This window comes from Rhodococcus spelaei (genome assembly GCF_006704125.1).
In the GTDB taxonomy this organism is placed as follows: Bacteria; Actinomycetota; Actinomycetes; order Mycobacteriales; family Mycobacteriaceae; genus Rhodococcus_G; species Rhodococcus_G spelaei.
Genome location: NZ_VIGH01000008.1, coordinates 1 through 21,990 on the forward strand (window position 1 = coordinate 1; position 21,990 = coordinate 21,990).

The window sequence follows — 21,990 nt, forward strand, 5'->3', positions numbered from 1 at the left end:
GACGATGCCGGTGACCCAGCCGGTCGCGCCGTCCATCGCACCGATCGCCATCGCGGTCTCGGCGAACTCCCGCGGATGCACCTCGAGGCCGCCGTACTGCTTCGGCTGCAGCATCCGGATCGCGCCGGACTCCTTCAGCCGCTTGGCGTTCGCATCGGACAGGCGCATCAGCTTGTCGCCCTCGACGCCGCCCGCGCGGATCTCGTCCGCGTACTGTTCGATCCGATCCAGGACCTGACCCATGACATTCCCTCGTCTCCGTAGATGATCCGGCCGTCGAGTTAAAACTAGAACATGTTTCACCAAATCGGAAGTGGAATGGACCTACTGGTTTCTTCTTCTCGGCGGGGTCCTCACGCCCTCGCGTGACAACGGCGCGATTTGCGATTCGGTGGCATGTGATCGGCCTGATGGCGCTCACCCGCGTCTGTCCTTGTGGTCGGTTGGTCAGGGTTGTCAATGGTGGGCGGCGCGCCGATCCGGTGAATTGCGCGAGCGTGAAATGCAACGTGTTCTAGTCTCGCGGAATGGACGTGACCTACGAGGGGACCAAGCGGGAAGTCGCTACGGACAAGGGGGTGCTGCGGTATCACGAGGCGGGCGAGGGGCCACCGCTACTGCTTCTGCACGGCTCCGGCATCGGAGTGAGCGGATGGCGGAACTATCGGGGGAACCTGGAGGTCTTCGCCGAGCAGTTCCACTGCTACATCCTCGAGTTCCCGGGCTTCGGCGTGAGCGATCCGGTGGACGGCCATCCGGTGATCACGGCCAGCTCGGCGGTGATCCGCTTCATGGACGCACTGGGCATCGAATCGGCTGCGATGGTCGGCAACTCGATGGGCGGCGTGGTCGGAGTCAACGTGGCCATGAGGTATCCCGATCGGGTGAGCAAGCTGGTCACGATCGGGGGCGTCGGGCCGAACATCTTCAGTCAGAACCCGAGTGAGGGCACACGGCTGCTGCAGGAGTTCGCCGACGGTCCCACCCGCGAGAAGCTGGTTCGCTGGCTCGAGTGCATGGTCTACGACCGTTCGGTGATCACCGAGGAACGGATCGAGGAACGCTGGGAAACCGCCAGCGATCCGGCTTCACACAAGACACTTGCCGCGATGTACGGCTCCGCGGCGTTTGCGGCGCAGCAGCAGATGACGGCCAACTCGGACGTGCCGCCGTACTGGTCGATGATGCACAAGGTGCAGTGCCCGACCCTGCTGACGTGGGGGCTCGACGACCGGCAGTGCCCGCCGGACATGCCGATGGTGCCGATGAGACTGATCCCCAACGCCGAGCTGCACGTGTTCCCGAACTGCGGCCACTGGGTGATGGTCGAGGCGAAGGAGGCATTCGAGCGAATTGCCCTGGAGTTCCTGCTGCGGTCGGTCCCCGTCGCCGGCGGCTGACCTCGAATCACCGGACCGGCGTGGATCTGGCGGAATCCGCGCCGGATCCGTTCTGATCCACGCACTCCGGGCTCTACCAGGGCGTATGTCGGGGCGCTCGGGGTGGTGAGCTACCCTGAGACGTGTCAGCAATGCAGGATGAAACCACCCGGGACGGTGCCCGCTCGTACGAAGTGCGCACCTTCGGTTGCCAGATGAACGTGCACGACTCCGAGCGACTGTCGGGGTTGCTCGAGGATGCCGGCTACAGCAAGGCCGAGCCGGGAGTGGTGCCCGACCTGCTGGTGTTCAACACCTGCGCGGTCCGCGAGAACGCCGACAACAAGCTGTACGGCACGCTCGGGCATCTGCGTCCGACCAAGGAGTCCCGCCCGGGCATGCAGATCGCCGTCGGCGGCTGCCTCGCCCAGAAGGACCGCGACACCGTGGTCAAGAAGGCGCCCTGGGTCGACGTCGTGTTCGGGACCCACAACATCGGTTCGCTGCCGACGCTCCTCGAGCGCGCCCGACACAACCAGCAGGCCGAGGTGGAGATCCTCGAGTCGCTCGAGGCGTTCCCGTCCACGCTGCCTGCCAAGCGGGAGTCCGCCTACGCCGGCTGGGTGTCGATCTCCGTCGGCTGCAACAACACCTGCACGTTCTGCATCGTGCCCGCACTGCGTGGCAAGGAAGTCGACCGCAGGCCCGGCGACATCCTCGCCGAGGTGCAGGCACTGGTCGACGAGGGTGTCCTCGAGGTCACCCTGCTGGGGCAGAACGTCAACTCGTACGGCGTCTCCTTCGCCGACCCGGCTACGCCCCGTGACCGGGGCGCGTTCGCCGACCTGCTTCGCGCCTGCGGCAACATCGACGGTCTCGAGCGGGTGCGGTTCACCTCCCCCCATCCCGCGGAGTTCACCGACGACGTGATCGAGGCGATGGCCGCCACTCCCAACGTGTGCCCGCAGCTGCACATGCCGCTGCAGTCCGGCTCCGACCGCGTACTCAAGGCGATGCGCCGGTCGTACCGCAAGGCCAAGTTCCTCGGCATCATCGAGAAGGTCCGCGGCGCCATGCCGCACGCCGCGATCACCACCGACATCATCGTCGGGTTCCCCGGGGAGACCGAGGAGGACTTCCAGGACACCCTCGACGTGGTCCGGCAGGCGCGGTTCACCAGCGCCTTCACCTTCCAGTACTCCAAGCGGCCCGGTACGCCGGCCGCCGAGATGGACGGCCAGCTGCCCAAGGAGGTCGTGCAGGAACGCTACGACCGGCTGATCGAGCTGCAGGAGCAGATCACCCTCGAGGAGAACCAGAAGCTGGTCGGCGCCGAGGTGGAACTGCTCGTCGCCGCCGGCGAGGGCCGCAAGAACGCCGCCACCCACCGGATGAGCGGACGCGCCCGCGACGGCAGGCTCGTGCACTTCCGTCCGGAGGGAGCTGGAACACTCGAGATCGCCGCCGGCGCGATCCGCCCCGGCGACGTCGTCACGACGATTGTCACCGCCGCCGCGCCGCATCACCTGATCGCGGACGGCCCGGTGCTCGGTCACCGGCGCACCCGCGCTGGTGACTCGCACGAACGGGGCATCACCCCCAAGACCCCGCCGATCGGCGTCGGTCTGGGACTACCGCAGATCGGCGCGCCCGCGCCGCTGCCCATCGCGACGGGATGTGACGTATGACCGACAACCGCCCCGAGGACGACCTCGAGCAGTACCGCAAGGACATCGACGCCGCCGAGCGGAAGGTCACCTCGGAGATCGATCCGGGCCTGCGCGGCGTCGTGGTCGCGGTCGGGGTGCTCGCTCTGCTGCTCTCCTTCGCCCTGCCGCACACCGGCGGCGCGAACGGCTGGGACGTGCTGGTCGGCGACGACTCCGCGCTGGCCGAGTCGATCGCGCTGCCCTCTCGGGTGTTCGTCTGGCTGACGTTGGTCTTCGGCGTGGTCATCGGTGCGCTCGCGCTGGTCACCCGGCGCTGGGCGCTGGCGTGGCTGTCGCTGGCGGGCTGCGCGGTCGCGAGTGTGTTCGGCATGCTCGCGATCTGGTCGCGCCAGACCCTCTCGCCTGCCGACCCCGGCGGTGGACCGGGCATCGGACTGATCCTCGGCTGGATCGTGGTGCTGGTGTTGACCTTCCACTGGATCCGGGTGGTGTGGAGCCGCACCGCGGTCCAGCTCGCCGCCGAGCAGGAACGCCGCGAGAAGACCGCGGAGGCCGAGCAGCGTTCCATCTGGGGCGAGGAAAACCCCGCGTAAGTAAAGTCGGGCGATGGACCCGGACCGGGTGATCGCCGCTGTTCCCGCAGGTGCCGGTGCCGCCGCGATGGCGACGGGTGTCGTCTCGGTCGGGTTGCATCTCGCCGGAATCGAATGGTTCTCGATCCTGTGGCTCGGAATCGGCACCGGCATCTGGCTGGCGCTGCTCGGGGTCTTCGCGTTCCGGTTGACCGACGACCGAACCCGCTGGATCGCCGACGCCGACACCCCCGCCGCGCTGACCGCGGTCGCTGCCACCACCGTGCTCGGCACCCGATTCGCGCTGCTGGGGTGGCAGCCGGTGGCAATCGCGGCGCTCGCCGCGGCGTTCGTCCTCTGGGTCGTCCTGAACCCGTTCGTGATCTCGCACTGGACCACGCCGACCGTCGGGACGCACTTTCTGCTCTGTGTCGCCACCCAGGGTCTCGCGGTGCTCGGTGCGACGCTGGCGGCTGACCTGCACGCGCGCTGGCTCACCGGCGCCGCACTCGTGGTGTTCGTCGGGGGACTCGGCTGTTACGCCGCGGTGGTCGCGCGGTTCTCCTTCGCGCAGTTCCGGGCCGGCGCCGGTGACCAGTGGGTCTGCGCGGGCGCGTTGGCCATCAGCGCGCTTGCGGCAGGCAAGCTGATCGTCGCGACCGACGCGTCAGGTTGGGACGGTTGGCCGCACACGGCGGTGCGGGTGCTCGCCGTCGCGCTGGTCGCCGCCGACCTCAGCCTGTACGCGGTGCTCGCGGCCTGCGAGGTGCGGTGGCCGCGACTCTGGTTCGACTTCCGTCGATGGGCGACCGCGTTCCCGTTGGGGATGAGCGCCGTCGCCACCACGACGGTGGCGACGGCGCTCGACCTGCCCTGGTTGCGTGCCGTCGGCTTGGCGCTGATCTGGCCCGCCGCGGTGCTGTGCACGATCCTGCTGGTCGCGTCGGTCAGGTACCTGACCGACGCATCCGCTGCTACCGCTCGTTGACGGCGCCCTCGGCGGCGTCCGCCCACTCGCGCCACTGCTGCGCCTGCGCGAGTGCCTTCTCCGCGTCCTTGGCCTTGCCGGCGGCGGTCGCCTTCGCGGCCTGTTCCTCGAACTGGGCGACCCGCTCGCGGAACTGCGCGGCGCGGGCCATCGCCTCGGGATCGGTTCGGCGCCACTGGGAGTCGACCGCGTCGTGCACCTTCTTCTCGATGGCGCGCAGCTTCGACTCGAGGTCGTGCATCCGCTCGCGAGGCACCTTGCCGATCGCGTCCCACTTCTCCTGCAGGTCGCGCAGGGCGGTGCGGGCCGACTCCAGGTCCTTCGCCGGGTCGATGTCCCCGGCGTCACGCAGCAGCTCCTCCTTGGCGACCGCGTTGCCCTCGAACTCGGCGTCCCGCTCCGAGGCCGCGGCATTGCGGGCCTCGAAGAAGACATCCTGGGCGCCCTTGAACCGTTTCCACAGGGCGTCGTCCGCCTCGCGCGGCGCCCGACCGGCGGCCTTCCACTCCACGAGCAGGTCCCGGAACGCGCCTGCGGTCGGACCCCAGTCGGTCGAACCGGACAGTTCCTCCGCGCGGGTGACCAGTTCCTCCTTGGCCGTCTTCGCGGCCGCCCGGTCCCGGTCCAGCTCGGCGAAGTGTGCACCGCGGCGGCGGTTGAACGCCTCCCGGGCCTTCGAGTAGCGCTTCCACAGCGCGTCGTCGACCTTCCGATCGACCCCGCGGATGGTCTTCCACTCGTCCAGGATCTCGCGCAGCCGGTCGCCCGCGACCTTCCACTGGGTGGACTCGGCGCCGATCTGCTCGGCCTCCGCCGCGAGCTCCTCCTTGCGGTGGGTGTGCTCCTCGCGTTCGTGTTCGCGCTCCGCCTTCGCCGCGACGGCGGCCTTCTCCGAGCCGGCGATCACCTCGTCGAGTCGTCGGGCCAGCGCGTCGACGTCGCCGATGACCGCCGCGGTGGGCAGTGATTCCGCGAGCCCGGCCGCCGCCGCGCGGGTCTTCTTGGCGTCGCCCGCGCCGGAGGACAGCCGCGCCTCGAGCAGGCCCACCTCGGTGGCCAGGTCGTCGTAGCGGCGCCCGAAGTGTGCGAGGCCCTCGGCGGCGTCACCGGCCTGCCAGGACCCGATCTGACGTTCCCCGTCCGCGGTCTTGACCCACGCGGTGCCGTCCTCGTCGACGCGGCCGAAGAGGCTGGGATCGCTCGGCGGGGCCACCGAGGGCGCGTGCACCGCGGCCGGTACCGCAGGCACAGCCGGTTTCACCGCTCCGGGCCTGGGTGCGCCCGGTTTCGGGGCGCCGGGCTTGGGGGCGCCGGGCTTGGGTGCGCTGCTGTCGGTCATGACTCCTCTTCCCTGCCGCGCGTCACGGCTGCCGGTGGCTCGTTCCCTCAGGTTTCATTCAACCCGGAACGAGCGGTCACGACTATTGAAACAGTTCGGACCCCGAGAGTCGGGATTCTGGGGTCGACTACCGTTGCCAGCGTGTTCACCGCCGCTGCCCTGGTCTCCTCGCCACCCCTGCTGATTCCCGCACTGGCGGGTGCGGCCGCGGCCGAGACAGCGGACCTGCGCGAAGCGAGCCTGGCCGCCGCCCTTGCGCTCGGCGAACGCGCCCCGGACTGGACCGTGATCGGCGTCGGACCGACCGAATCGGAGGTGCCGGCCGACGCGCGGGGCACGTTCCGCGGCTACGGCGTGGACGTCCGGATCTCGATGTCGGCCGGTGTCGCGGCCGTCGCGGACCCCGACCTGCCGCTGGCCGCGCTGATCGCCGGATGGCTGCGGGCCGAGGCGTCACCGTGGTCGTCGGCGACCGCCGTGATCGTCGCCGAGGACACCTCGCCGGTGTACTGCGCGGAACTGGGCGCGCGTCTGCGGGACACCTTCGACGCCGAATCGGGCCCGCGCGGACTGCTGGTGGTCGCGGACGGAGCGAACACCCTGACCGCCAAGGCGCCCGGCGCCTTCGACGACCGTGCACCGCAGGCGCAGCGCGAGCTCGACCACGCCCTCGACGTCGGCGACCTCGAATACCTGCGGCAGCTCGACCCGGTCGCCTGCCGCGACCTCGGCATCGCGGGACGTGCGGCCTGGCAGGTGCTGGCCGGAGTGTTCGGTGACGACGCCCCGCGCTGCGACACCTACTACCGGGGTGCGCCCTACGGTGTCGGCTACCACGTGGGGATGTGGTTGCCGTGACCGTCCGCCCCGTCGCGGTGATCGGTCCCACCGCGACCGGCAAGTCCGACCTGGGACTCGAGTTGGCGCATCGTCTCGGCGGCGAGATCGTCAACATCGACGCCATGCAGCTCTACCGCGGCATGGACATCGGCACCGCCAAGCTGCCGCCGGACCAGCGTCGCGGCATCGTCCACCACCAACTCGACGTCCTCGACGTGACCGAGACCGCGACCGTCGCCCGCTACCAGCAGTCGGCGCGCGCGGACGTCGAGGACATTGTGCGCCGCGGCCTCGTCCCGGTGATCGTCGGCGGCTCGATGATGTACGTGCAATCCCTGCTCGACGACTGGGAGTTCCCCGCGACGGACCCGGACGTCCGGGCGAAGTGGGAGGCGGTGCTCGCCGAGCGCGGCGTCGGGGGTGTGCACGCCGAACTGACCCGGGTCGACCCGCAGGCGGCCGCGACCATCCTGCCGACCGACGGCAGGCGGATGGTGCGTGCCCTCGAGGTGGTCGAGCTGACGGGGCGACCGTTCGCCGCGTCCGCCCCGACGATCGGCGAACCCCGCTGGGGGACGGTCCTGCTCGGCGTCGACCGGGACACCGCCGAACTCGACGAGCGGATCGGGCTGCGGACCGACCTGATGTTCGAGCACGGACTGGTCGAGGAGGTGCAGTCGCTGATCGAGAGTGGCCTACGCGAGGGTGTCACCGCGCCACGGGCCATCGGCTACGCGCAGGTGCTGGCCGCGTTCGACGGCGAGTACGACCTGGCGCAGGCGCGTGAGCGGACCCTGATCGGCACCCGCCGGTACGTGCGCAGACAGCGGTCCTGGTTCCGGCGCGACCCGCGGGTGCACTGGCTCGACGGTGCCCGCCCGGACCTGGTCGAATTGGCAATGACAACGGTGGAGAGAGCGTGACGAAGAAGACGCAACGGACGACGGCGCCGCGGAAAACGGCGCAGCGGACGACGACGCAGTCGGGACACCGCGACCCGCGGGTGACAGTGCGCAACGCCCGTTTCCAGCAGTGGCAGTCGTACCTGAGCACCAGGACCAAGCGCACCAAGGCGGGCCGGTTCCTGATCCAGGGTGTGCGACCGCTGACCCTGGCCCTCGAGCACGACTGGCCGATCGAGACGATGCTCTACCGCATCGGCGACACGCCGCTGTCGGCGTGGGCGCGCGGCATCCTCGACGGCTGGTCCGGCGAGAAGGTCGGGGTCAGCAGCGAACTGATGGCCGAGTTGGGGGAGAAGACCGACACCGCACCGGAACTCGTAGCGGTCGCGAAGACCCGGCAGCGGGGGCTCGGCGCGCTCGACCCGACCTCCCGTGCGCCGCTGGTGGTCGTGTTCGACCGGCCGGCCTCGCCGGGCAACCTGGGCACGCTGATCCGGTCCGCCAACGCCTTCGGCGCCGACGCGGTGATCGTCGCCGGGCACGCAGCCGACCCGTTCGACCCGCAGTGCGTGCGCGCCTCGACCGGTTCGCTTTTCGCGCTGCCGGTGTACTCGGCGGCCGACGCGAGCGAGGTGTCGGCGATGCGGGAACGGCTGCGACGGGCCGGCCGTGATCTGATGATCGTCGGGACCGACGAGGACGGCGCGGTGCCGATCTTCGAGCACGACTTCGGTGGAGGCACGATTCTGGTGATCGGAAACGAGACCCGCGGCATGAGCGCCTCCTGGCGCGCGGCCTGCGACGTGACGGTGAGCATCCCGATCGGAGGGGCTGCGAGTTCGCTCGGCGCGCCCTCGGCGGGCGCGGTGTCTCTGTACGAGATCGCGAGGCAGCGAGCATGAGCGACGACGAATTCGACATCGAGTGGCAGACCAACCCGGACGGGCTGTCGCGGACGACCGCAGCCAGGCTCGCGGCCCGGCTGGCGCTGTTCGCCGGCGTCGACGAGAAGGACGGCCATCTCGGTAACATGACGGGCATGGAATTCAGCAAGGGCCACGGCACGGAGAACGACTTCGTCGTGCTGCCCGACCTGGATGTTCAGCTCGATTTGCGCGCCGACCGCGTCGCGACGCTGTGCGATCGCCGCAGCGGCATCGGCGCCGACGGCGTGCTCCGGGTCGCGCGAGCCGGTGCCCTGCGCGCGGCGGGGGTGCTTGCCGCGCTGCCCGAGGGCGTCGGTGAGGGCGACTGGTTCATGGACTACCGCAACGCCGACGGCTCGATCGCCGAGATGTGCGGCAACGGAGTTCGGGTGTTCGCGCACTACCTGCGTGCGACCGGGCTGGAGCGTGCCGACGAGTTCGTCGTCGGCAGCAGGTCCGGTCCCCGGCCGGTGGTCGTGCACCGCTGCGACGGCTCGACCGGTGAGGTGACCGTCGGCATGGGCGCGGTCCGTGAGCTGGGTGCGTCCACCGCGACGGTGGACGGGCAGCTGCTGACCGGTCTGGGCATCGACGTCGGCAACCCGCACCTGGCGTGCGTCTCCGACTCCCTCACCGCTGACAAGCTGGCGAGCCTGGACCTGACCCGCGCTCCGATCTTCGACCTGACGCTGTTCCCGAGCGGTGTGAACGTGGAGATCCTCACGCCGCTCGTCGACGGTTCGGTGGACATGCGGGTGTACGAACGCGGGGTCGGCGAGACCAGGTCCTGCGGCACCGGCACGGTCGCGGCGGCCGTGGCGGCACTGCGTTCGGCCGGTCGCGCCGAGGGCGAGGTACGGGTCCGGGTGCCGGGCGGCGAGGTGCTGGTCACTCTGCAGGGGGGCCGAGCGTGGCTCAGGGGGCCGTCCGTGCTGGTCGCCTCCGGTCGCATCGGCGAGGCGTGGTGGGACGCGCTGGCCTGACAGAGCACACGCCCTGTCGCGTCGCTCGCCCCGGCACACCGATAACCAGGTGCACGGGGCGGCCCGGCATGGGACCATGGGCGTCGTATGACGAACACACACGGCAAGACCGACTCCCACGGCTTCGACGAGTACGAGGCCGACCACTTCGACGAACGTCACGGCCACGATCCCTCGATCGGCGAGATGCAACTCGACGACCGCAGTGCGCTGCGCCGTGTCGCTGGATTGTCCACCGAACTCACCGACGTCACCGAGGTCGAGTACCGGCAGTTGCGCCTCGAGCGCGTCGTGCTGGTCGGCGTCTGGACCTCGGGCACCGCGGCGCAGGCAGAGGCCAGCATGGCCGAGCTCGCGGCGCTGGCGGAGACCGCGGGTTCGGAGGTGCTCGAGGGCCTGGTGCAGCGGCGCGACAAGCCCGACGCCGCCACCTACATCGGCTCCGGCAAGGCGAACGAGCTTCGCGATGTCGTGTTGGCGACTGGCGCGGACACGGTGATCGCCGACGGCGAGCTCACTCCCGCACAGCTGAACGCGCTGGAGAAGGTCGTCAAGGTCAAGGTCATCGACCGGACCGCGCTGATTCTCGACATCTTCGCCCAGCACGCCACCTCCAGCGAGGGCAAGGCCCAGGTCGCACTGGCCCAGATGCAGTACATGCTGCCGCGGCTGCGCGGCTGGGGTGAGTCGATGTCCCGGCAGGCCGGTGGCCGCGCGGGCAAGGACGGCGGCGTGGGAACCCGCGGACCGGGCGAGACGAAGATCGAGACGGACCGACGCCGGATCCGCGAGCGGATGGCGAAGCTGCGCCGCGAGATCAAGGAGATGAAGGGCGCCCGCGACACCAAGCGCACCCAGCGGCTGCGCAGCGAGGTGCCGTCGGTCGCGATCGTCGGCTACACCAACGCGGGCAAGTCGAGCCTGCTCAACGCACTCACCGGTGCGGGCGTGCTCGTGCAGAACGCGCTGTTCGCCACCCTGGACCCGACCACCCGCAAGGCGGCGTTCGAGGACGGTAGACAGTACGTGCTCACCGACACCGTCGGGTTCGTCCGGCACCTGCCGACGCAGCTGGTCGAGGCGTTCCGGTCGACGCTCGAGGAGGTCACCGACGCCGACCTGCTGGTGCATGTGGTGGACGGGTCCGATCCGTTGCCGACCGACCAGATCAAGGCCGTGCGCGAGGTCATCACCGAGGTGCTCCGCGAAGCCGACGCGCCGCGCGACAGTGACATGGGTCGCTCCGCAGGCTCCGCTCCTGCGGAACTGTTGGTGGTCAACAAGATCGACGCGGCCGATCCCGTGACGCTCACCCAGCTGCGCAGCCTGCTGCCGGGGGCCGCGTTCGTCTCCGCCCGGACCGGCGAGGGTATCGCGGAACTGCGCGAGCAGTTGGCAGAGCTGGTGAAGTCCCCGGAGGTCGAGGTCAACGTCCTGGTGCCGTACACGCGCGGCGACCTGGTTGCCCGAATTCACGCGGATGGGCGAATTCTCGGGTCCTCGCACGAGCCGGAGGGCACACTGGTCCGCGCGAAGGTGCCGGAGGCGCTGGCCTCCGCACTGCGGGACTACCGTCACAGCGCCTGACGGACGGGACTGACCATGACGGAATCGGGCGTACTCGCCTGTGTCGACGCCGCGCGCACCGCGGTCGAACCTGTGCCCGGGCGCGCCGATGCGTAGCAGGCTGGGGTTGCTCGCGCTGGCGGTGATCGGGTCTGCGCTGGCGACTGCAGCTCCGGCGGGGGCCGCGCCGGGGTCGAGTGGGTCGGCGGGCTCGGGCTCGGCGGTATCCGACGCCCGATTCGAGACGCTGTGCACCCCAACCGATCCCGGTCTCACAGAGCTTTCCGGGCTGGTGTCCACCGGGGACCGGATGTACGCCGTCGGGGACAGCGGCACCGACGACTCCGTCTGGGTGCTCGACAACCAGTGCCGGGTCACCGGGACGTTGCCCGTACCGCGGACGCCGGTCGACGTCGAGGACATGGCCTACTCGGGTGGCCGACTCTGGCTCGCGGACATCGGAGACAACTCCAGCGTCCGCCCGCACGTGTCGCTGACCGACATGGATCCCGGAACCGGTGCGGGCGCCATGCACCTGCTCACGTACCCGGACGGTCCACACAACGCCGAGACACTGCTCGTGGGCCGTGACGGGCGTCCGGTGATCGTGACCAAGGAAGTGCTGGCGGCGAGTGGGATCTACCGCCCCGCCGGCGGTACCACTCTCGACCAGCTCGGACCGGGCCCGGCGCCGCTGCAGCGCGTCGGGCAGATCGCGTTCGCGCCGACCGACACCCCCGGCAGCCCGATGCCGGTCGCGGGGTCGATCCTGGTCACCGGCGGCGCCGTCAGCGCCGACGGCCGGGTGGTCGCGGTGCGCACCTACACCGACGTCTACCTGTATGCAGCACCCGACGGTGACATCGCCGCCGCCCTGACCCGAACGACACCGATCCGGGTCCCGATGCCGAACCAGCCGCAGGGCGAGGCGATCGCGTTCACGCCGAACGGCGACCTGCTCAGCGCGTCCGAGGCCAACGGCGGGCCGCTGCCGCCGATCCAGATCCTGCGCGGCGCGACCGGACTGGTCGACCTGCCCGAGGTGACGGTCGCGGCGGCGCAGTCCGGTTCATCGGGTCGGGGCGCGGTCGTCGCCGCCGGCGTGGGCACCGGAATCGCCGCCACCGTCGGCGCCGCGGCGTGGCTGGGCGTCCGTTCCCGGCGTTGAGCGAACCGGCCAGATCGCGCGATCCGATCGGTAGGCTCCATGCCGATTCGTCGTCGGATGACCACGGGCACAATCTCACTGCTGCGGAGGGCTTGGATCAGATGTTCACCATTGCGGTCAAGAAGGGGCACGAGAACGTTTCGCTGCTCGGTATCGGCGCCTACCGCCCCAATCGCATCGTCAGTAACGCCGAGGTGTGCGAAGTCCTCGACTCCACCGACGAGTGGATCTACGACCGCAGCGGGATCCGCAATCGTCGTTGGATCAGCGGCGACGAGACAGCCAAGTCGATGGCGGTCGCGGCAGCCGAGCGCGCGATCCGGAACAGCGGCATCGACAAGGAGCAGATCGGCGCGCTCGTCCTGGCGACCGGCAGCTGGAAGACCAAGATCCCGCACGGCGGCCCGCAGGTGGCGCACGAACTGGGCATCAACGGCATCGCCGCGTTCGACATCGCGTCGGGCTGCGGTGGTTTCGGCTACGGACTCGGCGTGGCCACCGACATGATCCGGTCCGGTTCAGCCAAGTACGTGCTGGTCATCGGTGTCGAGACGATGTCCGTGGTGATGGAACCGACCGATCGCAACACCGCGTTCATCTTCGGAGACGGCGCCGGCGCGGTGGTGGTCGGGCCCAGCGAGCGGAACGGCATCTCGCCGACGGTGTGGGGCAGTGACGGTGAGAACGCCGGGGCGATCAGCCAGAACTACGACATTCCCGCGTACATGGACCGGGCGCAGGCCCTGCAGGACGCGGGTGTGGATGCGGAGCCGATCGGCCGCATGGTGGTCAACATGGAAGGCCCCCGCGTCTTCCGGTGGGCGGCGATCACCCTGCCCAAGGCGCTCGGCTCCATTCTGACCGAGTCCGGTGTCGCGATCGAGGACATCGAGGTGTTCGTGCCGCACCAGGCCAACGCGCGGATCAACGACCTGATGAAGAAGAACCTGGGGCTCGGCGATCATGTGCCGGTGGCCAACGACATCGAGAACACCGGCAACACCTCGGCGGCGTCGATTCCGCTCGCGATGGAGGAGATGCTGGTGTCCGGCAAGGCCAAGGGCGGGCAGCTCGCGCTGCTGCTCGGCTTCGGCGCCGGGCTTAGCTACGCCGGACAGGTCGTCACCTTGCCGCCGGCGCCGGTCGAAAGCAGCTTCTGACCTTCGAGCGCGGCGCGGCCTGCCCCCCACGCCGCGGTGCGTCGGCCGGGTGTCCGATTGGGTTCGGCGCGGGTGGTCCCGCGATACTGACCCGGTGCAGTCCGTCCACCACCTGCTGACCTCCGCGTCTCACCTGTCGGTCACCGGCCGATCGGCGGCGGCGGCGATGCTGGCGGTCGGAGTGGCCGGCGGACTCGGGCTCGCTGCCGCGGTCGGTCGAATGTCGTTGCGCGCCGTGGCGATCGCCTCGGCGGCCGCCTGCGCCGCAACCGTCGGTGTGGTCGTCGTGGTGTGGGCGGCGTTCAGGCCGCTGCCGGTGCAGCTGGCGGGCCGCGATGCGCTGGTGGTGGCGGTCGCACTGCTGGCGCTGTTCGTCGCGGTGGCCGTCGCGGCCCGCTCGTCGGGCCGTCGGCGGACGGTCGCGGCGGTGCTTGCGGCGTGCGCCCTGTGCGCGTCCGCGGTGGGCGTGGTGAATCGGGACGTCGGCAGGTATCCGACCCTCGGCGCACTGGCCGGGCACCGGCCGCCGCCGACCGCGCGGCTCGCCGACTTCGACGCGGTACCCGGCCCGCAGCAGCGGGTGCAGACCGGGTCGCCGACCGCCGCGGTCTGGCAGTCCCCGGTGCGCCGCACCCTCGACGGAATGGTCACACACGCCGAGATCCCCGGTATCGTCTCCGGTTTCACGGCGCGACCGGCGCTGGTCTACCTGCCGCCCGCCTACCTGGACACCCCGCGACCGCTGCTTCCGGTGCTGGTGTTGGTGGCGGGTGATCCCGGTCAGCCCGACGACTGGCTCGGCAACGGCCTCGCCGAGACCGTCACGGCGTTCGCCGCCGCGCACGACGGGTTGGCGCCGGTCGTGGTGGTGCCCGACGCGCTCGGCGCCACCGACGCCGTGCCGCTGTGCCTGGATTCGCGACTCGGGAACGTGGACACCTATCTGGCCGTGGACGTCCCGGCGTGGGTTGCCGGTCATCTGCAGGTCGACGACGCCGCGCAGGCCCGGGCCATCGGCGGGTACTCCTACGGCGGCACCTGCGCGATCCAGCTGGCCACGAACCATCCCGACGTGTACCCGACGTTCCTGGACATGTCCGGCCAGGACGAGCCGTCACTGGGCGAGCATGCTGCCACCGTCGCCGCGACCTTCGGGGGCGACGAGTCCGCGTTCGCCACGGTCAGCGCCCGCGAGGTGTTGGCCAAGCACCTTCGCCCCGGCGTGTCCGGCGTCTTCGTGGTCGGCGCCGACGACGACGAGTACCGGCCTCAGCAGCGGCGAATGTACGACGCGGCCCGCGCCGCCGGCATGGACGTGCGGTACTACGAGCTGCCCGGCGGCCACAGTGGGCAGGTGTGGGTCCCGGGCTTCGCAGGCGAGCTCGACTGGCTCGCGCGGCGCACCGGCCTGCTCCCACCCGTCGAGTGACGCCTGCCCGTCGAGTGACTCCTACCCAGCGAGTGAACGGACCGTTCAGGCCCTCCACGAGACTGAACGGTCCGTTCACTCGGCCCGGTGGCGGCGCCGAACCGGTGGCCAGGGTCCGGTCGATGGCTCAGGATGGAGGTCATGGACCCGGTCGCGGCGTTGCGCGAGATCGCCTTCTGGCTCGAACGCGCACGCGCCGAGACACACCGGGTCAAGGCGTACCGGCGCGCCGCCGAGGTCGTCGAGGCCCTGTCGCCGGAGCAGCGCGACCGGCTCGGCCGGACCGACACCTGGACCGCGCTCAGCGGTGTCGGGCCCAAGACCGCGGCCGTCATCGCGCAGGCGTGGGCGGGCCGGGTGCCCGACTACCTGACCGAGGTCAAGTCGAAGGCCCAGCGGATCGGAGAGGGTGGCCGCGAGCTGTTGGCGGCGCTGCGCGGGGACCTGCACACCCATTCGGACTGGTCCGACGGCGGTAGCCCGATCGAGGAGATGATGCGGCGGGCCGCGTTGATCGGGCACGAATACTGCGCACTCACCGACCATTCGCCGCGTCTGACGGTCGCGAACGGATTGTCCGCGCAGCGCCTGCGTCGCCAGCTCGACGTGGTCGCGGAGCTGAACTCCGAGCTCGCGCCGTTCCGCATCCTCACCGGCATCGAGGTGGACATCCTCGACGACGGCACCCTGGACCAGGAGCCGGAGCTGCTCGCCGAGCTCGACATCGTCGTCGCCAGTGTGCATTCCAAGCTCGCGATGGAGTCCGACGCAATGACCCGGCGGATGGTGCGCGCGGTCGCGAATCCGCTCGTCGACGTGCTCGGGCACTGCACCGGCCGGCTGGTCGAGGGTGGTCGCGGCACCCGCCGCGAGTCGGCGTTCAACGCGGAGGTCGTGTTCGAGGCGTGTAAGCAGTTCGGCACCGCGGTCGAGATCAACAGTCGTCCCGAACGCCGCGATCCGCCGTCGCGGCTGATCCGCCTCGCGCTCGAGCGCGGTTGTCTGTTCTCGATCGACACCGACGCACACGCCCCCGGACAGCTCGACTTCCAGGGTTACGGCTGCGAGCGGGCACAGTCCTGTGACGTCCCGGCCGAGCGGATCGTCAACACCTGGCCGGTCGACGAACTCCTGTCCTGGACGGCGGGAAGAGAAGCTTGACCAGATGGTCAAGCAACCCATAATGTCGCGGTGCCGTCCGCATCCCGCGAACGGACCTGTCTCGCAGAAGGAGCCGTCGTGAGCCCCTCCACTCGACTTCGCGCCGGAATTCTCGGTCTCGCTCTCGCCATCGGCGGCGGAGCCCTCGGTTCGGCGCCCGCGGTCGCCGCCCCGAACTCCACCGCGCCCGGCACCGTGACCGCCACGGCCCCGCTGCCACAGGAGCTCTGGTACCCCGGCACCGCACACGCCGAGAAGCTCACCTACTGGACCGTCGGCGCGAACGGTCGGCCGGCGCAGAGCACCGGCACTGTGTTCGTACCTGCCGGTCGGGCGCCCGCGGGTGGCTGGCCCGTGATCTCGTGGGCGCACGGCACCGTCGGCCTCGCCGACGACTGCGCGCCCTCGGTGGCGGGACCGGCCGCCCGGGACCGCGACTTCGAGTACCTGGGAACCTGGCTGGCCCAGGGTTACGCAATCGTCGCCAGCGACTACGCCGGACTCGGCACCGAGGGCACGATGCCGTACCTGGACGGCAAGGCGGAGGCCCACAGCGTCGTCGACATGGTCAAGGCCGGCCGGAGCGCCGAGCCGACCCTGTCGAACACGTGGGTCACTATCGGCCAGTCGCAGGGCGGCGGAGCGGCAATCACGACGGCCCGCTACGCGACCGAATTCGGTGGTCCCGCCCTCGATTACCGTGGCGCCGTCGGCACCGGCGTTCCCGCCTACATCGAGAACATCGTCGCGCTCGCCGGCCCTGGGGTGCCGCCGATCGGGCTGCCCGCCGGGCTGACCGCGTACGGGCTCTACATTCTCGCCGGCCTCAACGCCGCACACCCCGAGGTGAACATCCCGTCGCTGCTGAACGCCGAGGGCAAGGACTGGATGGCGAAGGCCGAGTCCGAGTGCATCGGTCCGTTCGAGGAGTCGGTGCGCGGACTGGTACTGGGCTCGCTGTTCGCCAAGCCGCTGTCGTCGATCCCGAACGTGCACGGCCTGCTCACCGAGTACATGGGGATCCCCGAAACCGGGTACGACAAGCCGTTCTTCATCGGTCAGGGCCTCAAGGACACCGACATCATCATGCCGTCGACGCTGCTGCTCGGTAGCACCCTCGCGCGCAACGGGGAGCCGGTCACGTTCAAGACCTATCCGACCGACCACAGCGGCACCATGGCCGCGTCCCTGGCCGACACGGTGCCGTTCGTGCGGGCCCTCTTCGACGGCAAGACGCCAGCACCGTCGTTCGGCAGCTGACAGTACCGGCCGAAGGGGGCGAAACCCGGTCCGCCGGCTCGGTGTTCGGGTGATCAACACCGGGCCGGCGGACGAACGGCTTGGTCAGCTGGATGCTGGACAGACGAGCGTCACGGCTCGGCCAGCACGGGTTCCGGCGCGACCGGCTGTGCGGCCTTCCTGGCCCTGGTCCGAGCCGGCGGGTCCGCGACCGCGGACTTCTTCGGCTGCACCGCCTTCGGTTCCGCGGGCCTGGTGGTCGTCGCGCGTGCAGCGGTGGTGCCGCGACTGGCCTTGACGGTCGTTGCTGCCGACTTCTTCGCCCGGCTTCGCTTGGCCGGGGGAGTAGCGGGCTGCGTGTCCCCGGGAGCCGTCGCTGCGGGGATCTCGGGCACGGCCGGTGCATCGCCGGCCTGCCCTGTCCTCGGCAGCTCGGGCGGGGTCGCCTTGGCGTCGAAGTAGTCGCCACCCTTGCGGCGGACGTCGTCGGTACCCCAGTCGCGGTTGCGCGCCACCGGCGCCATCTGCGGAATGTGCTTGCGGCAGTGGATGTAGGCCTCCTCGACGTCCACCACCACCCAGCGCTCGGGGGTGCGGCCGGTCGCGTGGTCCTCCGGCAGGTCGGGCACTTGGGCGCGCAGGTCGAGGTCCTCGACGATCCGGGCAGTGCCGTTGACGTGCAAGCCGATCAGGTCGTGGACGAAGTCGATCATCAGGATCCCGACGTGCGGGTTCTCCCGGATGTTGCCGAGGCTGGCCATCACGCCGTTGCCGCGGTACTCGGGATACGCGAGCGTGTGCGGATCGATGACGTGCATGAAGCCGGGGCCGCCGGCCCGGAACGTCGAGTCGCACTCGCCGCGGGAGTCGGCGGTCGCGATGAATGCCATCTCCTGTCGGCCCGCGAACTCGATCATCGTCGGATTCAGGTGGGCGAGAACCTGATCTGAGTAGAACCGTGCCGCGCGCTCACCGGTTCCGTACTCGTTCTGCAGCTCATGTTCGCCGACACTCCCCACGGTGTCACGAATTGGCATGGGACTCCTCATAAGTTGGACACGCCCGCCGACGGCGGACGATGCTCGCCGGTAACGCTAGCCGGGCGAGCGATCGACCGCAGCCGATCCCCCCGCCGCCGCCGACCGACCGACCATGCCGGGACGGGCGGTGGGACGAATGCCTCGTCGCGGCCTACCATGTGCCTCCGTGACGAAGCGAGAGACGACAACCCGGCCCGCCGGGTTCGGGTGGGTACTGCACGGCAACGGCAAGACCATTGCCGACGGGGCGGTGGTGGCCCCGGAGGAACGGCTGAGCTGGCCCCGCACGGTCGGGATCGGCATGCAGCACGTGATCGCCATGTTCGGTGCCACCCTGCTGGTCCCCACCATCACCGGCTTCCCGGTCACCACCACCCTGCTGTTCTCGGGCATTGGAACGGTGCTGTTCCTCCTGATCACCCGCGGCCGGGTGCCCAGCTACCTCGGATCGTCGTTCGCGTTCATCGCCCCGCTCACCGCGTCCGCGGCGGACGGTCCGGCCGCGCAACTCGGGGCGGTGCTCTCGGTGGGCGTGGTCCTCATGCTCGTCGGCGTCGCGGTCAAGCTGGCCGGGGCCCGGGTGCTCGACGCGGTGATGCCGCCGGTGGTCACCGGCGCGGTGGTCATGCTGATCGGGCTGAATCTGGCTCCCGCGGCGGTGGGTTCGTTCGAGGCGCAGCCGCTGGTCGCCGCGGTGACCCTGGCCGCGATCCTGGTGGTGACGGCCGCGGGTCCCGGACTGTTCGGCCGCCTCGGCATCCTGGTCGGCGTGGTCGTCGGCTGGGTGTTCGCGGCCGTCACCGGGGGATTGGCCACCGAGCGCGTCGACGCGCTGCGCGAGGCCGCGTGGGTCGGTGTCCCGCACCTGCGCGGTCCGGAGTTCCAGTGGTCGGTGATCGCGCTCGCGCTGCCGGTCGTGATCGTGCTGATCGCCGAGAACGTCGGCCACGTCAAGGCCGTCGCCGCGATGACCGGGCGTTCGCTCGACGACGTCGCCGGCGACGCCCTGTTCGCGGACGGACTCGCGACCACGCTCGCCGGTGCGGGCGGCGGGTCGGGCACCACCACCTACGCGGAGAACATCGGCGTGATGGCGGCGACTCGCGTCTACTCGACCGCCGCGTACTGGGTGGCGGCCGCGACGGCGATCGTGCTGGCGTTCTCGCCGAAGTTCGGGGCGCTGGTGTTCACCGTGCCGGACGGCGTCATCGGCGGCGCGACCCTCGTGCTCTACGGCCTGATCGGCATTCTCGGCGTGCGGATCTGGTCCGAGGCGAAGGTCGACTTCACCGATCCGGTGAACCTGACGGTCGTCGCCGCCGCGATCGTGGCGGGCATCGGCAACCTGACGCTCTCGATCGGCTCCGTCGAACTGGGCGGGATTGCCTGGGGATCGGTCGGCGTCCTCGTCGGTTACCCGTTGATGCGGGCACTTGCCCGGCTGCGCAGGTGACCTGTGTCGGCAGGGGCGCCGCTGTGCGCCCCCGGTCACACTTTTCGCTCGTTCGGGTCATCGACCGCCCCGTGACAGCGGCCTAGCGTGGAATCCAGGTACGCGCCGAGCTTCGACCGTCCCGGCCTACGTAGATCACACAGGAGCATTGATGGAACGCACGATTTTCGAGCCCGAACACCTTCTCTTCCGTGAGTCCTACCGCAAGTTCCTCGAGCAGGAGGTCGCACCCAACCACGACAAGTGGGAAGAGGCGAACATCGTCGACCGCGAGGTCTGGAAGAAGGCCGGTGAGCAGGGCTTCCTCGGCATGGCCGTGCCGGAGGAGTACGGCGGAGGCGGAGTCGAGGACTTCCGCTACAACGCCATCGTCACCGAGGAGACCACCCGCGGCGGCTTCAGTGGCGTCGGGTTCATGCTGCACAACGACGTGGTCGCGCCGTACCTGATGAAGCTCTCGAACGACGAGCAGAAGCAGCGCTGGCTGCCCGGCTTCTGCTCCGGCGAGATCATCACCGCCATCGCGATGACAGAGCCCGGTACCGGCTCCGACCTGCAGAACATCAAGACCCGCGCGGTCAAGGACGGCGACGACTGGATTCTCAACGGCGCCAAGACCTTCATCACCAACGGCATCAACGCCGACCTGGTGGTCGTGGTGGCCTGCACCGACCCCGAGAAGGGTGCGCAGGGCTTCTCGCTGCTCGTCGTCGAGCGGGGCATGGAGGGCTTCGAACGTGGACGCAACCTCGACAAGATCGGCCTCAAGGCGCAGGACACGGCGGAGCTCAGCTTCACCGACGTCCGCGTACCCGGCAAGAACCTCCTCGGCGAGGAGGGCATGGGCTTCATCTACCTGATGCAGAACCTGCCGCAGGAGCGCTTGTCGATCGCCGTCGTCGCGGCCGCCGCGATGGAGTCCTGCCTGGACATGACGATCCAGTACTGCCGCGACCGCAAGGCGTTCGGCAAGTCGATCGGCAGCTTCCAGAACACCCGCTTCGTGCTCGCCGAGCTGGCGACCGAGACCACCGCGGTACGGATCATGGTGGACAAGTTCATCGAGCAGCTCAACGACGGCAAGCTCACCGTCCAGGAGGCCGCGATGGCCAAGTGGTGGACCACGGAGCAGCAGGTCAAGCTGATCGACCGGTGCCTGCAGCTGCACGGTGGCTACGGCTACATGCGCGAGTACCCGATCGCCAAGGCGTACATGGATTCTCGCGTCCAGACGATCTACGGCGGCACCACGGAGATCATGAAGGAGATCATCGGCCGGGGCCTGAACCTGGGCTGACCCCTCGATACCGAGAAGGCCCGCGACGGATTTCGTCGCGGGCCTTCTCGTGTCGACTGCCCGGATCGAGGGGCCTGGCTGGTGGTGTCAGATCTTGCGGATGACGGTGACGACCTTGCCGAGGATCGCTGCGTCGTTGCCGGGGATCGGCTCGAACAGCGGGTTGTGCGGCATCAGCCAGACCTGGTTCCTGGTGCGCTTGAAGGTCTTGACGGTCGCTTCGCCGTCGATCATGGCGGCCACGATGTCCCCGTTGTCGGCGACGCTCTGCTGGCGGACGACCACCCAGTCGCCGTCGCAGATGGCCGCTTCGATCATCGACTCCCCGACGACCTTGAGCAGGAACAGTGATCCCTCGCCGACGAGTTCGCGGGGGAGTGGGAAGACGTCCTCGACGGCCTCCTCTGCAAGGATCGGTCCGCCCGCCGCGATCCGCCCGAGCACCGGCACGAAGGTCGGCTTGGGAAGTTGCGTGTCGGTGGACTCGGCGCCTGCGGCCGCGGCCTGTTCGAAGCCGGCCTCGGTATCTGCTGCACCCACCCCGTCGTCGAGACCGCGGACGTCCACCGCGCGTGGACGATTCGCATCGCGACGCAGGAAGCCCTTCTTCTCGAGCGTGCGCAACTGGTGCGCCACCGACGAGGTGGACGTCAGACCGACTGCGTCGCCGATCTCGCGGATGCTCGGCGGGTAGCCGCGCTCGCTGACCGACGCGCGGATCACCTCCAGTACCCGGCGCTGTCGATCCGTGAGCCCCGCCGTGAGGTCGGCGGTCCCGCGGGGGGCTGCCGAGTCGTCGCTGGAGCTGTCGTCCTTCATGGGAGAGCCTCCTGAGGTTTTCGGAACGCTGCGTCTCGTCGAATGCCGCGTTGTCT

At 69.9% G+C, this 21,990-nt stretch carries 18 protein-coding genes and 2 pseudogenes; 16 read left to right on the forward strand and 4 right to left on the reverse strand.

All coding sequences use genetic code 11. The features are described from left to right. Nucleotides 1-243 (reverse strand): annotated as a pseudogene (locus tag FK531_RS16985) (hydroxylase); the annotation flags it as partial. 284 nt (nucleotides 244-527) lie between these two features. On the opposite strand from FK531_RS16985, the gene FK531_RS16990 reads away from it, so the two are divergent. From FK531_RS16990 to FK531_RS17005, 4 genes are all read left to right on the forward strand, one after another. Then, nucleotides 528-1,400, forward strand: a complete 873-nt coding sequence (locus FK531_RS16990; RefSeq protein WP_142101436.1) for an alpha/beta fold hydrolase — start codon at nucleotides 528-530, stop codon at nucleotides 1,398-1,400. A gap of 131 nt (nucleotides 1,401-1,531) precedes the next feature. Next, complete coding sequence (miaB, locus tag FK531_RS16995) at nucleotides 1,532-3,067, forward strand: tRNA (N6-isopentenyl adenosine(37)-C2)-methylthiotransferase MiaB (protein ID WP_142101438.1); 1,536 nt, start codon at nucleotides 1,532-1,534, stop codon at nucleotides 3,065-3,067. Next, nucleotides 3,064-3,642, forward strand: a complete 579-nt coding sequence (locus FK531_RS17000) for an Rv2732c family membrane protein (RefSeq protein ID WP_142101439.1) — start codon at nucleotides 3,064-3,066, stop codon at nucleotides 3,640-3,642. Before miaB ends, FK531_RS17000 begins: the two co-directional genes overlap by 4 nt. Nucleotides 3,643-3,655: 13 nt before the next feature. Further along, a complete protein-coding gene (locus FK531_RS17005; RefSeq protein ID WP_142101441.1) occupies nucleotides 3,656-4,609 on the forward strand; it encodes a tellurite resistance/C4-dicarboxylate transporter family protein in 954 nt (317 codons plus the stop codon). Here FK531_RS17005 and FK531_RS17010 read toward each other — a convergent pair. Next, nucleotides 4,596-5,948: a DUF349 domain-containing protein gene (locus FK531_RS17010; RefSeq protein ID WP_142101443.1), complete on the reverse strand. Its 1,353-nt coding sequence runs from the start codon at nucleotides 5,946-5,948 to the stop codon at nucleotides 4,596-4,598. The genes FK531_RS17005 and FK531_RS17010 overlap by 14 nt on opposite strands. 141 nt (nucleotides 5,949-6,089) lie before the next feature. Here FK531_RS17010 and FK531_RS17015 point away from each other — a divergent pair, with 141 nt between their 5' ends. The 10 genes from FK531_RS17015 (at nucleotide 6,090) to FK531_RS17060 (ending at nucleotide 17,346) form a co-directional block, all read left to right on the forward strand. Further along, nucleotides 6,090-6,806 carry a class III extradiol ring-cleavage dioxygenase family protein gene (locus FK531_RS17015; RefSeq protein ID WP_142101445.1) on the forward strand — a complete coding sequence of 239 codons (717 nt, stop codon included), beginning with the start codon at nucleotides 6,090-6,092 and terminating at the stop codon, nucleotides 6,804-6,806. Continuing rightward, on the forward strand, nucleotides 6,794-7,711 hold the full coding sequence (miaA, locus tag FK531_RS17020; RefSeq protein ID WP_142101447.1) for a tRNA (adenosine(37)-N6)-dimethylallyltransferase MiaA: 918 nt from the start codon (nucleotides 6,794-6,796) through the stop codon (nucleotides 7,709-7,711). The genes FK531_RS17015 and miaA overlap by 13 nt, the downstream gene beginning before the upstream one ends. Nucleotides 7,712-7,791: 80 nt before the next feature. Continuing rightward, a complete protein-coding gene (locus FK531_RS17025; RefSeq protein WP_142101940.1) occupies nucleotides 7,792-8,595 on the forward strand; it encodes a TrmH family RNA methyltransferase in 804 nt (267 codons plus the stop codon). 137 nt (nucleotides 8,596-8,732) lie between these two features. After that, nucleotides 8,733-9,602 carry a diaminopimelate epimerase gene (gene dapF, locus FK531_RS17030; RefSeq protein ID WP_142101942.1) on the forward strand — a complete coding sequence of 290 codons (870 nt, stop codon included), beginning with the start codon at nucleotides 8,733-8,735 and terminating at the stop codon, nucleotides 9,600-9,602. 87 nt (nucleotides 9,603-9,689) lie between these two features. Next, a complete protein-coding gene (gene hflX, locus FK531_RS17035) occupies nucleotides 9,690-11,189 on the forward strand; it encodes a GTPase HflX (RefSeq protein ID WP_142101448.1) in 1,500 nt (499 codons plus the stop codon). Nucleotides 11,190-11,277: 88 nt separating this feature from the next. After that, the gene (locus FK531_RS17040; RefSeq protein ID WP_246098226.1) at nucleotides 11,278-12,336 is read left to right on the forward strand and encodes a hypothetical protein; all 1,059 of its coding nucleotides are present in this window, start codon (nucleotides 11,278-11,280) and stop codon (nucleotides 12,334-12,336) included. Nucleotides 12,337-12,437: 101 nt separating this feature from the next. Continuing rightward, nucleotides 12,438-13,496, forward strand: a complete 1,059-nt coding sequence (locus FK531_RS17045) for a beta-ketoacyl-ACP synthase 3 (protein WP_142101450.1) — start codon at nucleotides 12,438-12,440, stop codon at nucleotides 13,494-13,496. Between the two features lie 94 nt (nucleotides 13,497-13,590). Next, a complete protein-coding gene (locus FK531_RS17050) occupies nucleotides 13,591-14,925 on the forward strand; it encodes an alpha/beta hydrolase (RefSeq protein WP_246098227.1) in 1,335 nt (444 codons plus the stop codon). Nucleotides 14,926-15,066: 141 nt separating this feature from the next. Then, nucleotides 15,067-16,086, forward strand: a complete 1,020-nt coding sequence (locus FK531_RS17055) for a PHP domain-containing protein (RefSeq protein ID WP_142101452.1) — start codon at nucleotides 15,067-15,069, stop codon at nucleotides 16,084-16,086. A gap of 78 nt (nucleotides 16,087-16,164) precedes the next feature. Further along, entirely contained in the window at nucleotides 16,165-17,346 is a 1,182-nt protein-coding gene (locus tag FK531_RS17060) for a lipase family protein (RefSeq protein ID WP_142101454.1), read from the forward strand. 412 nt (nucleotides 17,347-17,758) lie between these two features. Here FK531_RS17060 and FK531_RS17065 read toward each other — a convergent pair. Next, nucleotides 17,759-18,362 (reverse strand): annotated as a pseudogene (locus FK531_RS17065) (pyridoxamine 5'-phosphate oxidase family protein); the annotation flags it as partial. A 169-nt stretch (nucleotides 18,363-18,531) separates the two neighbouring features. Here FK531_RS17065 and FK531_RS17070 point away from each other — a divergent pair. Further along, the gene (locus tag FK531_RS17070; RefSeq protein ID WP_246098228.1) at nucleotides 18,532-19,818 is read left to right on the forward strand and encodes a uracil-xanthine permease family protein; all 1,287 of its coding nucleotides are present in this window, start codon (nucleotides 18,532-18,534) and stop codon (nucleotides 19,816-19,818) included. Nucleotides 19,819-19,969: 151 nt separating this feature from the next. Continuing rightward, complete coding sequence (locus tag FK531_RS17075) at nucleotides 19,970-21,115, forward strand: acyl-CoA dehydrogenase family protein (RefSeq protein WP_142101457.1); 1,146 nt, start codon at nucleotides 19,970-19,972, stop codon at nucleotides 21,113-21,115. Between the two features lie 87 nt (nucleotides 21,116-21,202). Here the strand turns inward: FK531_RS17075 and lexA are convergent, their stop codons facing one another. Beyond that, nucleotides 21,203-21,934 (reverse strand): transcriptional repressor LexA, encoded by a 732-nt coding sequence (lexA, locus tag FK531_RS17080; protein WP_142101459.1) that lies wholly within the window; start codon nucleotides 21,932-21,934, stop codon nucleotides 21,203-21,205. Between the last annotated feature and the right edge of the window lie 56 nt (nucleotides 21,935-21,990).